The 13,515-nt window shown below is 45.1% G+C and carries 14 protein-coding genes; 13 read left to right on the top strand and 1 reads right to left on the bottom strand.

The features are described 5' to 3' along the window. Nucleotides 1-54: 54 nt before the first annotated feature. Nucleotides 55-2,619, bottom strand: coding sequence for a PBP1A family penicillin-binding protein (locus tag BCT11_RS27330; protein WP_038865504.1), 2,565 nt, complete (start codon nucleotides 2,617-2,619; stop codon nucleotides 55-57). Nucleotides 2,620-2,797: 178 nt separating this feature from the next. Here BCT11_RS27330 and pilM point away from each other — a divergent pair, with 178 nt between their 5' ends. The 13 genes from pilM (at nucleotide 2,798) to rpsR (ending at nucleotide 13,487) form a co-directional block, all read left to right on the top strand. Then, on the top strand, nucleotides 2,798-3,814 hold the full coding sequence (gene pilM, locus BCT11_RS27325; protein ID WP_038865502.1) for a type IV pilus assembly protein PilM: 1,017 nt from the start codon (nucleotides 2,798-2,800) through the stop codon (nucleotides 3,812-3,814). Beyond that, nucleotides 3,798-4,364, top strand: a complete 567-nt coding sequence (locus tag BCT11_RS27320) for a PilN domain-containing protein (RefSeq protein ID WP_038865500.1) — start codon at nucleotides 3,798-3,800, stop codon at nucleotides 4,362-4,364. Before pilM ends, BCT11_RS27320 begins: the two co-directional genes overlap by 17 nt. Beyond that, complete coding sequence (gene pilO, locus BCT11_RS27315; protein ID WP_038865498.1) at nucleotides 4,357-4,950, top strand: type 4a pilus biogenesis protein PilO; 594 nt, start codon at nucleotides 4,357-4,359, stop codon at nucleotides 4,948-4,950. The genes BCT11_RS27320 and pilO overlap by 8 nt, the downstream gene beginning before the upstream one ends. Further along, nucleotides 4,940-5,455 (top strand): pilus assembly protein PilP, encoded by a 516-nt coding sequence (locus BCT11_RS27310; RefSeq protein WP_038865496.1) that lies wholly within the window; start codon nucleotides 4,940-4,942, stop codon nucleotides 5,453-5,455. The genes pilO and BCT11_RS27310 overlap by 11 nt, the downstream gene beginning before the upstream one ends. Before the next feature lie 34 nt (nucleotides 5,456-5,489). Then, a complete protein-coding gene (locus BCT11_RS27305) occupies nucleotides 5,490-7,241 on the top strand; it encodes a type IV pilus secretin PilQ family protein (RefSeq protein ID WP_038865494.1) in 1,752 nt (583 codons plus the stop codon). Nucleotides 7,242-7,429: 188 nt separating this feature from the next. Continuing rightward, a complete protein-coding gene (gene aroK, locus BCT11_RS27300) occupies nucleotides 7,430-7,948 on the top strand; it encodes a shikimate kinase AroK (protein ID WP_038865492.1) in 519 nt (172 codons plus the stop codon). 31 nt (nucleotides 7,949-7,979) lie between these two features. Beyond that, nucleotides 7,980-9,080 carry a 3-dehydroquinate synthase gene (gene aroB, locus BCT11_RS27295; RefSeq protein WP_102389935.1) on the top strand — a complete coding sequence of 367 codons (1,101 nt, stop codon included), beginning with the start codon at nucleotides 7,980-7,982 and terminating at the stop codon, nucleotides 9,078-9,080. Between the two features lie 52 nt (nucleotides 9,081-9,132). Beyond that, nucleotides 9,133-10,632 (top strand): AAA family ATPase, encoded by a 1,500-nt coding sequence (locus tag BCT11_RS27290; RefSeq protein WP_102389933.1) that lies wholly within the window; start codon nucleotides 9,133-9,135, stop codon nucleotides 10,630-10,632. Between the two features lie 69 nt (nucleotides 10,633-10,701). Beyond that, the gene (locus tag BCT11_RS27285; protein WP_038865486.1) at nucleotides 10,702-11,541 is read left to right on the top strand and encodes a Dam family site-specific DNA-(adenine-N6)-methyltransferase; all 840 of its coding nucleotides are present in this window, start codon (nucleotides 10,702-10,704) and stop codon (nucleotides 11,539-11,541) included. A gap of 100 nt (nucleotides 11,542-11,641) precedes the next feature. Further along, nucleotides 11,642-12,313, top strand: coding sequence for a ribulose-phosphate 3-epimerase (rpe, locus tag BCT11_RS27280; protein WP_038865484.1), 672 nt, complete (start codon nucleotides 11,642-11,644; stop codon nucleotides 12,311-12,313). A gap of 229 nt (nucleotides 12,314-12,542) precedes the next feature. Then, nucleotides 12,543-12,932, top strand: coding sequence for a 30S ribosomal protein S6 (rpsF, locus tag BCT11_RS27275; protein ID WP_010443890.1), 390 nt, complete (start codon nucleotides 12,543-12,545; stop codon nucleotides 12,930-12,932). 8 nt (nucleotides 12,933-12,940) lie between these two features. Then, the gene (gene priB, locus BCT11_RS27270) at nucleotides 12,941-13,243 is read left to right on the top strand and encodes a primosomal replication protein N (protein WP_005438449.1); all 303 of its coding nucleotides are present in this window, start codon (nucleotides 12,941-12,943) and stop codon (nucleotides 13,241-13,243) included. Nucleotides 13,244-13,259: 16 nt separating this feature from the next. Beyond that, nucleotides 13,260-13,487, top strand: coding sequence for a 30S ribosomal protein S18 (gene rpsR / locus BCT11_RS27265; protein ID WP_000090472.1), 228 nt, complete (start codon nucleotides 13,260-13,262; stop codon nucleotides 13,485-13,487). Nucleotides 13,488-13,515 lie beyond the last annotated feature (28 nt).

Genomic DNA, 13,515 nt, shown 5'->3' with positions numbered 1-13,515 from the left:
ATAAACAAAAGGGAGCCAATCGGCTCCCTTTTTCTTTGTTAGTATTGCGTGGTATTAGAACAGTTCTTCTGCACCGCCGCTACCACCAGAGTAGATGCTGTCTTCCAGGCTGTTGCCGACATACTCGGTTGGTTCTGTGCCTTTTTCGAAGTATTCGAACATGGATGAACCATCAACTTTATGAGTCAGTAGGCCACTATCACGATCGATACGAACTCGAACGATATCGTCTGGAATATTCTTACCTTGTTGAGGCACTCCGTCTAGTGCAGCACGCATGAAATCAATCCAAGCTGGTTCTGCCGTTTTCGCGCCAGATTCTGCACCAGAAATTTGGCCTTTCCCTAGGTTACTGTTCACAGTGGTACGGCCTAACGTGCGAGAGTGATCATCAAAACCAACCCATGCAATAGCCACAATACCCGGACCGTAACCGTTATACCAAGTGTCTTTTGAGTCGTTGGTTGTGCCCGTTTTACCACCGATATCACGACGCTCCAGTTTCTGTGCTCGCCAGCCGGTACCGTTCCAACCTGTACCATCACGCCAGCTGCCACCACCCCAGATATTGCTGTACATCATCTCGCGCATGATGAATGCATTTTGAGCAGAGATAACTTGTTTTGCATATTGTGGTGTGTCGTTTTCTAGAGCGTTATCAGGGGCAATGTTTTCCGTTGTTACATCTTGCTCACCAAATTCGGCTGCAAACTTATCTTCAGGCTGTACTGGCATTTGAGGGCAGTCGTGCTGACAAATCACTTTTGGGTTTGCCTTAAACAGTACTTCACCAAATGAGTTTTCAACGTGGTCAATGTAAAACGGTTCTACATAGTAGCCACCATTTGCAAATACAGAGTAGCCTTGCGCGACTTTCATTGGTGTTAAGCTACCAGCACCCAATGCGATCGTTTCTGAACGAGGCACTTGGTCAATATCAAACCCAAAGCGAGTTAGGTATTCACGTGTTTCATCTAGGCCAACTTCACGTAGTGTACGTACGGCCATTACGTTTTTCGACTGCGCTAAACCGATACGTAGGCGAGTTGGACCAACGTAAGTCGGCGGTGAGTTCTTTGGACGCCATGCCGAACCTGAACCTGCATCCCACTTGTTGATTGGCGCATCGTTTACTAGTGAAGCAAGGGTTAAGCCCTTATTGATTGCTGCCGAATATATGAATGGTTTGATACTCGAACCAACCTGACGAATAGACATGGTTGCACGGTTAAACTTGCTATGAACAAAGTTAAAGCCACCAACTAAAGACAGTATTGCACCGTTTTCTGGGTTCATTGCCACAAACGCTGTATTTGCGCTTGGTACTTGGCTTAGCTTCCAGTTATTGATGGTTGTGCCTTCTTTATCTGTCGTACTGATTTCACGTACCCAGATTTGTTGGCCTACAGCTAAGATCTCTTTGGCTGATTTCGGTGCTCTACCTTGACGTTGATCAGTCAGGTACTTACGAGCCCAATTCATACCAGTCCAAGCGATGGTTTGCTCTTCGTTATTTTTCACCCAAACTTGCGCGGTTTTGTCATCGACTTTAGTGACAATAGCAGGATAGAGCTGGCCATAGGTCGGTTGTTTCTTCAGATGCTTTTCAATTTGTTCTGAATCCCAAGCCGTTTCGCCTTCTTTCCACAGTACTTTTTCCGCGCCGCGGTAGCCGTGACGTTCATCGTACGCAAGGATGTTATTGATGGATGCGGTATTTGCGGCATCTTGCAGTTTTGAATCTACCGTCATGTAGATATTCAAGCCTGACGTGTAAGCCTGCTCCGCACCGTATTCTTTTACTGCCCATGAGCGTGCTAACTCTGCAACGTATGGAGCAGAGAGTTCAATCTCAGCACTGTGGTAGCGAGCAACAATCGGCTCTGAACGTGCTTCATCGTACTGTTCTTGAGTGATGTATTTCTCATCTAGCATACGCATCAAAACCACGTTACGACGGTTTGTTGCGCGCTCTAGTGAGTAAAGCGGGTTCATGGTTGATGGCGCTTTTGGCATACCTGCCAGTGTTGCGATTTCACTCAAGGTCAGTTCATTTAAGCTCTTACCAAAGTAAACTTGAGCTGCTGCGCCAAAACCGTAAGAGCGGTAACCAAGGAAGATTTTATTGACATACAGCTCCATGATTTCTTGTTTAGAAAGCAGCTGCTCAATATGAATGGCAATGAAGATTTCTTTAATTTTACGCATGATCTTCTTCTCGTTAGATAAGAAGAAGTTACGCGCTAGCTGCTGAGTAATAGTACTCGCACCTTGTTTTGCTGAACCCGATAACGCAACAACAACAGCTGCACGCGTAATGCCGATTGGGTCAATACCTGGGTGTTCGTAAAAACGGCTATCTTCGGTCGCGATCAGCGCATGAATTAAATCTTGCGGAATTTCGTCGTAGGTAACAGGAATTCGACGCTTCTCGCCAAACTGTGCGATCAGTTTCCCGTCTTGACTAAATACCTGCATAGGTGTTTGTAATTCAACATTTTTTAGTGTTGCAACATCTGGCAATTCAGGCTTCACGTATTGATAGAAGCCAAAAATTGTGGTGACTCCAAGAATTATGCAAATCAATGTTAAAAATAATAAACGCTTTATGAACTTCACCGGAGAATCCCTGATTGGTTGAGGCTGTGTAACGGCAAACCCTTGTACTCTTAGGTCAAAAATTTAGCACATAAGAGATATTAACTCTTATTTGGATGCTAATAACAACCTTTGCACGAAGAAAATTCTCTGGGTGCTAATGACACTGGCACACAGGAATTTCGGAGCGAGAGTAGAGATGGATAAGCTATTAGTTACGGGCATAGATATCGGCCATAACAGCCTCAAAGCCGTGGTACTTAAACCCAATGGCAACAGTTATGCCTTACTGGGTTACAAAGAAATAATACTTAAAGAAGGTATTGTCGCTGAAAATAACACCATAAATCATCAAGAAATTGTAAAGACCCTAAAAGAGATGAAAAAAGACCTCCCTTTTAGGGCTAATCGAGTCGCGATTTCAGTTCCTGACAATGCGGTGATCAGCAAAAAACTGCAAATCGAACAAAGTTTAGAAGAAAGTGAAAAAGAGTTTGCCGTCGTACAGGCTTTTTCTCATCAATCGCCGTTCCCTGTAGAAGAGCTTAGTCTTGATTTTGTATTAGTGGAATCTGATGAGCAAATGCGTGGGACAGAAAGCTATCAAGTTTTCGCAACACGTAAAGACGTGGTGGAAACCCGCGTAGAAGCATTGCAAAAATCTGGCCTAAAAACCGTGCTGGTGGACGTGCATTCCCAAAGTCTTGGGCATATCTGGAAGTTAACCACGGAACGCTACCCTGACAAAAGCAAATACTGCCTACTGGACATCGGGGTATTAAATAGCTCGTTCACTATGTTTACCGAGCAAGGTGAGTTATTCCATAAAGAGTTTGTGTGTGGCACTCGTGCCGCTAGTGGCCTTTTGCACGACAACCCGCTTTCTGATGATGCTCAAGTCATGACAGAACAATTCAACCGTCAAGTTGTGGATCGCGTGAAACGTCAAATGCAACTCTATACCTCTATTAATGGTTCTCAAGATATTAAAGGTATTTGGCTCTCCGGTGAGGGGGCGTCCACCCCAATGTTAGCTGAAGAGCTCTCCAGTCAACTGGCGCTCGAATGTGAGTTGCTTAACCCACTGGGCTTATTTGAAATGAAAGTTTCTAAGCGCAAGCGCCGCGCCGCAGATTGGCAGCACTTCACTACCGCTGCGGGTTTGGCAGTTCGTGGTATCCAGTGGCTGGGAGGTCATCATGCTCTATCACATTAACCTGCTCCCTTGGCGTGAAAATCAGCGTGAAGAACACCGCCGCCGTTTTGTCGGTTTGATTGTGCTTGGTGTTATTGCGGCGCTGGGTGTGCAGTGGGGAATCGGTAAATACTACCAGTATCAACAAGATCAGCAGCAACAGCGTTTGGACTACTTAGCACACTATATATCCCAGTTGGATAAACGCATTGAGGCAATGAAGATTGCAGAACAAGAGCACGGCAAAATCCTAGAGCGTTTGAAAACGGTGGAAGGTTTACAAAACGGACGTAACAAAACCACTGAGTTTATGAACTTGATGCCGTCGGTGATTCCGGATGGCGTCTACGTCGACAAAATCAAAATGAACGATTTTGAGATTGAAATCTCTGGTATTTCAGACAGCACACCACGTTTGGCGACGATGTTAGACAATATGGAACGCTCTGCGAAGTTACTTGATGTAGAGATGCATTCTATCGTTCATGGTAAAGCGCGTTTTGGTAAAGAGTTCCAAACGTTCAAAGTCTCTTTCATGTTTAAAGAAGCGGAAGGAGAGCAACGTGGTTAATTGGCAAGATCTTGATATGGATGAAATTGCTGAGTGGCCAGTGCTGCCTCAGTTAGTGGTCATCTTATTAATGGTGCTTTTAATCCAAGGTTTTGGGTATTGGTTTTACTTAAAGCCCGAAGAGGAGCGCTTGAATACGTTGATTCAAGAAGAGCAAACCTTGAAAGTCGCGTTGCGCATCAAAGCTAACAAAGTTGCGGCCTTACCCCAGCTACAATCTCAACTTGATGAGTTAACCACGCGCTACGAGTTGTTGCTTCAGCAATTACCTGCGCAAAAAGAACTGGCAACTATGTTGGCCTCAGTCAACGAACTCGGTATTGATAACAAACTGACTTTTACTCGGATTGACTGGGGTAAAAAACAATCTGAACACTTCCTTTATCGGTTACCGCTCAATATCGAGTTAACGGGAGATTTCCACGACATTGGTCGTTTTTCACAAGCGATAGCGACATTACCTCGCATCATCACATTTAAAGACGTGACTTGGCAGCGTGTCAGCCAAGAAAGTGAGACGTTGCACTTCCGTGTTAAGGCGAATACATACCAGTTCAAACCAGAGGAACAGAAAGATGCGAAATAGTTCTTTGCTGATGGTTTGTATGGTCACGTTGCTAACGGGTTGCCAAGCCAATGATGAGTCGCTTACCGGTTTTATTCGTGATGTAGAAAACCAAGCTCGACGTGACGTCTCCAAGCTCAAGCCTGCCGAAGAATATGTGGTGGTCAATTACGACCCTCAAATCATGCGAGCACCGTTTGAGCTGCCGAAGGAGGCGACTATAGCCACCCAACCGGTTGCCAGAGAAGACTGTTGGCAACCACCTTCAAGGAAGCGAACTGGCAAGTTAGAGCGTTTTCCTCTTGGGCAATTGCGTTTGAAGGGCGTAATGGGAATGGGAAGTAGCGTATCTGGGTTAGTCCAAGCGCCGAATGGCACTGTTTATAAAGTAAAACCGGGCCAATATTTAGGGCGCAACAACGGCAAGGTCACCCATGTATCCCACAACTATTTATTGATTAATGAAACTCTGCCAGACGGTCTGGGTTGTTGGCAAAAACGCAAAGTTAAGTTGGCGTTGAGATAGGCATAGCTGCATTTATTTTTGATATTGAGTAATGATGAAAATGAGACAAGGATTAACACGTATACCAAGGAAGCTAATAGGGCTCTTCTCTTTTTGGTTGTTTTTATTTTTAGCCCCTTTCGCAGTCGCGAACGAAGTTCAGTCTAATGCCTTCAAAAGCATTGATTTCCGTACCAATAAAGACAAAGACGCGGTGATCGTGGTTGAGCTTGCTTCGCCTGCTGCCATTGTGGACATCAAGCGCGTGCAAGAAGGCTTGAGTATCGATTTGCTCAATACGTCAGTTAAAGATGATCAGCTTTATCTTCTTGATGTAAAAGACTTCTCTACCGTAGTGGAAAGTGTCGAGATATTTCGTGATACCTCGACAACGCGCCTCGTGGCTTATATTGATGAAGACTATACCCATGATTACCGTCTGACAGGGCGATACTTGGAAGTTAAAGTGGGCAAGCTCAAGCCGAACGAAAAGGTGCCAGACAAAAGTATTCTGGAAAAAGAAGGCAAGTTGATTTCGATTAACTTCCAAGACATTCCAGTGCGTAACGTTCTGCAACTTATCGCGGATTATAACCAGTTCAACTTAGTTGTTTCTGACTCAGTAGAAGGCAACCTCACATTGCGTCTTGACGGTGTGCCTTGGCAGCAAGTACTCGATATCATTCTGCAAGTAAAAGGCTTAGACAAACGCGTGGATGGCAACGTTATTCTGGTCGCACCAAAAGATGAGCTGGACTTGCGTGAGAAGCAGCAGTTAGAGAAGCAGAAGCTTGAGCAAGAGATGGGAGATCTTTCTTCGGAGATCATCAAAGTGAACTTTGCGAAAGCCTCTGATATCGCAGAGATGATCAATGGTGAAGGTAATATCAGCATGTTGTCGGACCGCGGCAGTATGACGATTGATGAACGCACCAATTCTCTGTTGATTCGAGAGCTTCCTAGTAACATTGAAGTGATTCGTGAAATCATAGAGTCTCTCGATATTCCAGTGAAACAGGTTCAAATTGAAGCGCGTATCGTTACCATCAATGAAGGTAATATGGACGAGCTGGGTGTTCGTTGGGGCTTTACTTCTATTAATGGTAGTCACACGGTGGGTGGTTCTATCGAAAACAACCTTGCCACTATCGGCCTTTATGATGGCGGAGGTGGTGACGGCGAAGGTGACGACGGTGGTGGTAGTGTCGGTATCGATGACTTCCTTAACGTCAACTTGGCAGCAACCAGTCCAAATGCAACCAGCCTTGCCTTTCAAGTGGCTAAGCTAGGTTCTGACACCTTGTTGGATTTAGAGCTGTCTGCACTACAACAAGAATCAAAAGCTGAAATCATTTCAAGTCCACGTCTCATTACCACTAACAAAAAACCGGCCTATATAGAGCAAGGTACAGAGATCCCTTATTTAGAGTCGTCATCCAGTGGTGCAACTTCTGTGACCTTTAAAAAAGCCGTGCTTAGTTTGAAGGTGACACCGCAGATTACTCCTGACAACCGTTTGGTGCTGGATTTAAGTGTTACGCAAGATAGACCAGGGCAAGTGGTAAAAACGGGCACTGGTGAGGCGGTAGCGATCGATACTCAACGTATTGGTACTCAAGTGTTAGTGAATAACGGAGAGACCGTCGTACTCGGTGGTATTTTCCAACATAGTATTACCAACTCCGTCGATAAGGTGCCTTTATTAGGTGATTTACCGCTGTTAGGAGCGCTTTTCCGCCGAAGTTACGAAAATGTAGGCAAAAGTGAGTTGTTGATTTTTGTTACACCGAAGGTCGTTATTCAGTAAGACAGAATCAGCAAAAAAACGATTAGATCAAAAATAAAGTTGCATTAGTGGCACCATGCTTGGATAATTTCGGGTCTTATCACGAATTATCTGTGAGGAATTGGTGCCACAAGCCTTGTGAAACAGCACTTTGGCTGTGTTTTCTTGTGGCGATCTTATTGAATTAACGTTGTAAATTACCGCTAAATATGGCTGAGAAACGTAATATTTTTCTTGTTGGCCCAATGGGTGCCGGCAAAAGTACAATTGGTAGACATCTAGCACAGCAGCTGCATATGGAGTTCGTGGACTCTGATACAGTGATCGAAGAACGTACCGGTGCAGATATCTCTTGGGTTTTTGATGTAGAAGGTGAAGAAGGCTTCCGTAAGCGTGAAGAAACGGTGCTTGAAGACTTAACTCAAGAGCAAGGCATCGTGCTAGCGACTGGTGGTGGCTCTGTAATGAGCAAAGAAAACCGCAATCGCCTTTCTGCTCGTGGTGTTGTTGTTTACCTAGAAACAACTATCGAAAAGCAACTTGCACGTACAAACCGTGACAAGAAGCGTCCATTACTTCAAACGGACAACCCTCGTGAAGTATTGGAATCTTTGGCAGGCGAACGTAACCCACTATACGAAGAAGTAGCGGATTACACAGTTCGTACTGACGATCAGAGTGCAAAAGTGGTAGCCAACCAGATCGTAAAAATGCTAGAAGAGAGATAAGCATTTATCTTTTTCAAATTGGAGCACACCGATGGAACGGATTACGGTCAATCTAGCAGAGCGTAGCTACCCAATCTCTATTGGCGCCGGGTTATTTGAGGACCCGGCGTACCTTTCTCAAGTTCTCTCAAATAAAAACGCAAATCAGAAGGTTGTCGTGATCAGTAATGTCACGGTCGCGCCTCTGTACGCGGACCAAATTCTTAGTCAACTAAAGCAGCTTGGTTGTGATGCCTCTTTGCTTGAATTACCCGATGGTGAGCAATACAAAAGCCTAGAAGTATTTAATCAAGTCATGAACTTCCTGCTAGAGGGAAGCTATGCACGTGACGTTATGATTATTGCACTGGGCGGTGGCGTGATCGGTGATTTAGTTGGTTTTGCTTCCGCTTGTTATCAACGTGGGGTGGATTTTATTCAAATCCCGACCACCTTGTTGTCTCAAGTTGATTCTTCAGTTGGTGGTAAAACTGCGGTTAACCATCCGCTGGGCAAAAACATGATTGGCGCTTTCTACCAACCTAAAGCGGTCATCATTGACACCAATTGCTTATCTACACTGCCAGAGCGTGAGTTCGCAGCTGGTATTGCTGAAGTGATCAAGTACGGCATCATTTATGACGGTGCGTTTTTCGATTGGTTAGAAGAGAATCTCGATCGCCTCTATGCCCTTGAAGAAGAAGCACTGACTTACGCGATTGCACGTTGTTGTGAAATTAAAGCGGAAGTCGTTGCTCAAGACGAAAAAGAATCGGGTATCCGAGCGTTGCTCAACTTGGGTCATACTTATGGTCATGCTATTGAGGCTGAGCTAGGTTACGGCAATTGGTTACATGGTGAAGCCGTTTCTTCTGGCACCGTGATGGCTGCGAAAACGTCACATCTTCGTGGGCTTATCACTCAAGAACAGCTTGATCGCATTATGGCGATTCTGCGTCGTGCGAAATTGCCAGTCCACACTCCAGAAAGCATGACTTTTGATGATTTTATGACGCACATGATGCGTGATAAAAAAGTGCTTTCAGGTCAGCTTCGTTTAGTTTTACCTACGGGGATTGGTAGTGCAGAAGTCATTGCCGATACTCCTCAAGATGTGATCAAACAAGCTATCGACTTCGGTCGCGATATTTAACCTTGTAATGACGTCTTCGGGCGTCATTCTTGTTGTTTATTAAGGTTATTAGATGAGTTTTGCTCACGTTCTGGAATTGGATTCTCAAACCGAGTTATTGGATCGATTAGGATTGTTAACCAACTTTGGCTCTAATCTTATCGCGATTAATGGCCATGCGGGATATGGCAAATCTTGGTTAGCGCAACGATATCTTGAGCTTGGTGCAAGTAACAAAAATCAATGTTTGCTACTTTGTCATGCCAATCAAGATGATGTTCAACGTCGAATGCTCATCTTGAGCCAGATCGTTTCGGATGCTTTATTTAACCAACAAGATACCTTGGTTGACAGTCTTGAAAGAATCTTGGGTAACGAGGCATGCGACATCGCTATTGTTGTCGATGATGCACATCTTCTCAGTGAAACGTTAGTTTCGGAGCTTTGGACGTTAGTACTTGCAGCGCAAGTGAATCCGAAGTGGAAAATAAACATCTTGTTATTCACTCAAGCTGGTCGATTGGAATCATTATTGTCACGTATTAGTTACGGACAAGAGCACAAACCAGTAGAGCTTGATGTAGAAATGCTCTCAGAAGTGGAAGCGCGTCGTTTCTTTGAATCCTTGGTGATTCGGTACGTTGATGATGAATCCGAAAAACGCGTTCGAGATGCATTTAAAAAAGTCGACCCTGTACCGGGCGACATCATGGCGTTAGGAGAAATGAAAGTGGAAAAAAGGATCATTATCCGCTCAATTGTTGGCTCACCACTAAATATCGCATTGGTGGTGCTGGTTCTATTACTGTTAGCAGCGGGTGGGTACTGGTGGATGTTCAATCAACCAAGTGCTGACGATAAAGCTCAGCTGATCACTGGTAGTATTGAACAAACGGCCATTCCAACCTTAACGACCCCAGAATCAAAAGTCAGTGGTGCAGATTCTGCAACCGCGCAAAATGATACCAATGAGCAAGCGGATTTAACTAAGGCAACGGACGATTCTGATTCACTGCCTCCAGCGGTAACGGATGAAGTGGCAAGTGTTGGCTCTGAAGATAAACAGCAACGCGTTGTGATTGAATCTGACGTCGTGGATGCGCTGTTGGAAGGAAAGCCAGAGGAAGCCAATACAGATGACATCAAACAAGTGGTTGAAGAGTCTGTTCCTCAAGCGAAAACTAGCGCTGCTTCGTCATTGATTAATGTGGTTCAAAAAGAGCAGGTTGCATCAACAGAACCGAGCCCTTCCAGCAAGCAGATCGTAAAATTCTCTTTTGCGCGAAAAGAGCTCAAAGCGATTTCGCCAAGAGCATATACCTTGCAGCTAGCCGCAATGACGTCAATGGAAGATGTGCAAGCTTTTTTGGATGAACACCAACTTAGCCAACAAGTGAGAATCTACCCAACCGTGCGCAGCGGGACGGAATGGTACATTGTGACCTATAAAGATTATCCGACTATCCAACTTGCACGCGATGCGGTGGAAAGTTTGCCAGAATCACTGAAATCGTTGAGTCCTTGGGCAAAATCTTTAGGTCAGGTGCATCGTGAAATTGATCGCGTGAAATAATCCTGAGCTTCGTTGAAAAATATGTTACATTCCGCAGCCTTAATTTTTGGTCGATAGATAGAGCAGTAGATGAAAAAGCAACGAGCCTTTCTTAAGTGGGCAGGAGGAAAATACGGTCTGGTTGAAGACATCCAACGTCATTTGCCACCGGCTCGAAAGCTAGTTGAACCTTTTGTTGGTGCAGGTTCAGTATTTCTAAATACTGATTATGACCAATATCTATTGGCCGACATCAACCCTGATTTGATCAATCTCTACAACTTACTGAAAGAGCGTCCTGAAGAGTACATCTCAGAAGCGAAACGCTGGTTTGTTGCTGAGAACAATCGTAAAGAAGCGTATTTAAGTATTCGTGCTGAGTTCAACAACACAGACGATGTGATGTATCGATCACTGGCCTTCTTATACATGAACCGTTTTGGTTTTAATGGCCTTTGTCGCTATAACAAAAAAGGCGGCTTCAACGTGCCTTTTGGCTCATACAAGAAGCCGTACTTTCCAGAAGCTGAAATGGAATTCTTTGCTGAAAAAGCGAAGAAAGCCACTTTCGTTTGTGAAGGCTATCCTGAGACATTCAGTCGAGCACGTAAGGGCAGTGTGGTTTACTGTGATCCACCTTATGCCCCACTATCGAACACAGCAAACTTTACCTCTTACGCTGGAAATGGCTTTACGCTTGATGACCAAGCCGCATTGGCGGACATCGCAGAGAGGGCAGCGACTGAACGCGGCATTCCTGTTTTGATTTCTAACCACGATACGACACTCACGCGCCGCTTGTATCATGGTGCTGATCTGAGCGTTGTTAAAGTTAAGCGTACTATTAGCCGTAATGGCAGCGGCCGAAACAAAGTCGATGAGTTACTGGCTCTTTTTAATGCGCCGAACTCGGATACTTCTGCCTCATAATTCTCACACTATTACGTCTAAGTAGTGGATCTCCCCACTGGCTTCGGTAGAATTGCGCGCAACATTATTTGTTGTTTGCTCGCCACTACTGAGGTCAGGTATGAAAGATTTTCTTATTGCTCCATCCATTTTATCGGCTGATTTTGCTCGTCTCGGTGAAGACGTGGAAAAAGTACTCGCAGCGGGTGCGGATGTGGTGCATTTCGATGTAATGGATAACCACTACGTACCAAACCTGACTTTTGGTGCGCCAATCTGTAAAGCACTTCGTGACTATGGCATCACGGCTCCAATCGATGTTCACCTAATGGTGAAACCCGTAGACCGCATCATTCCAGACTTCGCGAAGGCGGGTGCATCGATGATTACCTTCCACGTTGAAGCATCAGAGCACGTTGATCGTACATTGCAGTTGATCAAAGAACATGGCTGTCAAGCTGGTGTAGTACTTAACCCAGCTACACCGCTGTCACACCTTGAATTCATCATGGATAAAGTTGACCTAATTCTTCTAATGTCAGTAAACCCTGGCTTTGGTGGCCAATCATTCATCCCTCATACGCTGGATAAATTGCGCGCTGTACGTAAGATGATTGATGAGTCTGGCCGTGATATTCGCCTTGAAATTGATGGTGGTGTGAAAGTCGATAATATTCGTGAAATTGCGGAAGCTGGCGCGGACATGTTTGTCGCAGGTTCTGCAATTTTCGGTCAGCCAGACTACAAGCAAGTGATCGACCAAATGCGTGAAGAGCTAGCAAAAGCAAAATAAGCATTGAAGTCTTAAGCTTCCAAGGCTGTCACTTTGCTGGCAGCCTTTGTCGTATCTAGGGCTAGAGCGAAGAAAATATCGTCTGAGTGACGCAAATAATCACTTGCCTATTTTGCTTCCTTTCTGTACTATCCGTCTTCCTTAATTCTCGGTCAATTTTCTTTAGTTCCTTGCTTCCTCTGGACGACCGAGCCAATCGTGGAAGCTAATAATCCGTAAGGAGCAACCAATGCGTCATTACGAAATCGTATTCATGGTGCACCCTGATCAAAGCGAGCAAGTTGCTGGCATGATCGAGCGTTACACTGGTTCAATCACTGAAGCTGGCGGTAAAATCCACCGTCTAGAAGACTGGGGCCGTCGTCAACTGGCTTACCCAATCAACAAGCTTCACAAAGCTCACTACGTTCTAATGAACGTTGAAGCTGACCAAGCTGTAATCGATGAGCTAGAAACTGCTTTCCGTTTCAACGATGCAGTTCTACGTAACATGATCATGCGTACTAAAGCGGCTATCACTGAGCAATCTATCATGCTTAAGCAGAAAGAAGAGCGTGCAGAGCGTGCTCCTCGTCGCGAAGAGCGTGCTGAAGCTAAGCCAGAAGCAGCTGCTGAGTAATATTTCTTATGACCAATCGAATGGAGCTGAGTGGCACCATTGCCAAGCCGCCCATTCGTAGTAAAAGCCCTGGTGGCATTGAGCACTGTCGATTTTGGCTAGAGCATCGCTCTACCGTTATCGAAGCTAATCTACCTCGACAAGTATATTGTCGAATGCCGGTAGTGGTTAGTGGGCTTGGGTCACAAGCATTAACTCAGAATTTAGTACAAGGCAGTAACATTAAGGTAGGCGGTTTTGTCGCTTATCAGACCGGCCGAAATGGCGTTGGGAAATTAGTGTTACACGCCGACAACATTACTCAAATTTAAGATCAGGAGATAGCCCATGGCTCGTTTCTTCCGTCGTCGTAAATTCTGCCGTTTCACTGCAGAAGGCGTACAAGAGATTGATTACAAAGACGTAGCAACTCTTAAAAACTACATCACTGAAGCTGGTAAAATCGTACCTAGCCGTATCACTGGTACAAGCGCTAAGTACCAGCGTCAACTAGCTCGCGCTATCAAGCGTTCTCGCTACCTAGCTCTACTACCGTACACTGACAAGCATCAGTAATCGGTTCGTTTTATTAAGAAAGAGGATT

The sequence above is a fragment of the Vibrio sp. 10N.222.52.B12 genome (genome assembly GCF_002875385.1).
Taxonomy (GTDB): domain Bacteria; phylum Pseudomonadota; class Gammaproteobacteria; order Enterobacterales; family Vibrionaceae; genus Vibrio; species Vibrio jasicida.
The sequence above is the reverse complement of the archived record's forward strand: the minus strand, read 5'-3'. Positions and strand labels throughout refer to the sequence as shown.

Bases quoted from the DNA above. Each gene is read 5' to 3' on its own strand.
- pilM (WP_038865502.1), top strand. From the start codon at position 2,798: ATGGATAAGCTATTAGTTACGGGCATAGATATCGGCCATAACAGCCTC.
- BCT11_RS27320 (WP_038865500.1), top strand. From the start codon at position 3,798: ATGCTCTATCACATTAACCTGCTCCCTTGGCGTGAAAATCAGCGTGAA.
- BCT11_RS27310 (WP_038865496.1), top strand. From the start codon at position 4,940: ATGCGAAATAGTTCTTTGCTGATGGTTTGTATGGTCACGTTGCTAACG.
- BCT11_RS27305 (WP_038865494.1), top strand. From the start codon at position 5,490: ATGAAAATGAGACAAGGATTAACACGTATACCAAGGAAGCTAATAGGG.
- aroK (WP_038865492.1), top strand. From the start codon at position 7,430: ATGGCTGAGAAACGTAATATTTTTCTTGTTGGCCCAATGGGTGCCGGC.
- aroB (WP_102389935.1), top strand. From the start codon at position 7,980: ATGGAACGGATTACGGTCAATCTAGCAGAGCGTAGCTACCCAATCTCT.
- BCT11_RS27290 (WP_102389933.1), top strand. From the start codon at position 9,133: ATGAGTTTTGCTCACGTTCTGGAATTGGATTCTCAAACCGAGTTATTG.
- BCT11_RS27285 (WP_038865486.1), top strand. From the start codon at position 10,702: ATGAAAAAGCAACGAGCCTTTCTTAAGTGGGCAGGAGGAAAATACGGT.
- rpe (WP_038865484.1), top strand. From the start codon at position 11,642: ATGAAAGATTTTCTTATTGCTCCATCCATTTTATCGGCTGATTTTGCT.
- rpsF (WP_010443890.1), top strand. From the start codon at position 12,543: ATGCGTCATTACGAAATCGTATTCATGGTGCACCCTGATCAAAGCGAG.
- priB (WP_005438449.1), top strand. From the start codon at position 12,941: ATGACCAATCGAATGGAGCTGAGTGGCACCATTGCCAAGCCGCCCATT.
- rpsR (WP_000090472.1), top strand. From the start codon at position 13,260: ATGGCTCGTTTCTTCCGTCGTCGTAAATTCTGCCGTTTCACTGCAGAA.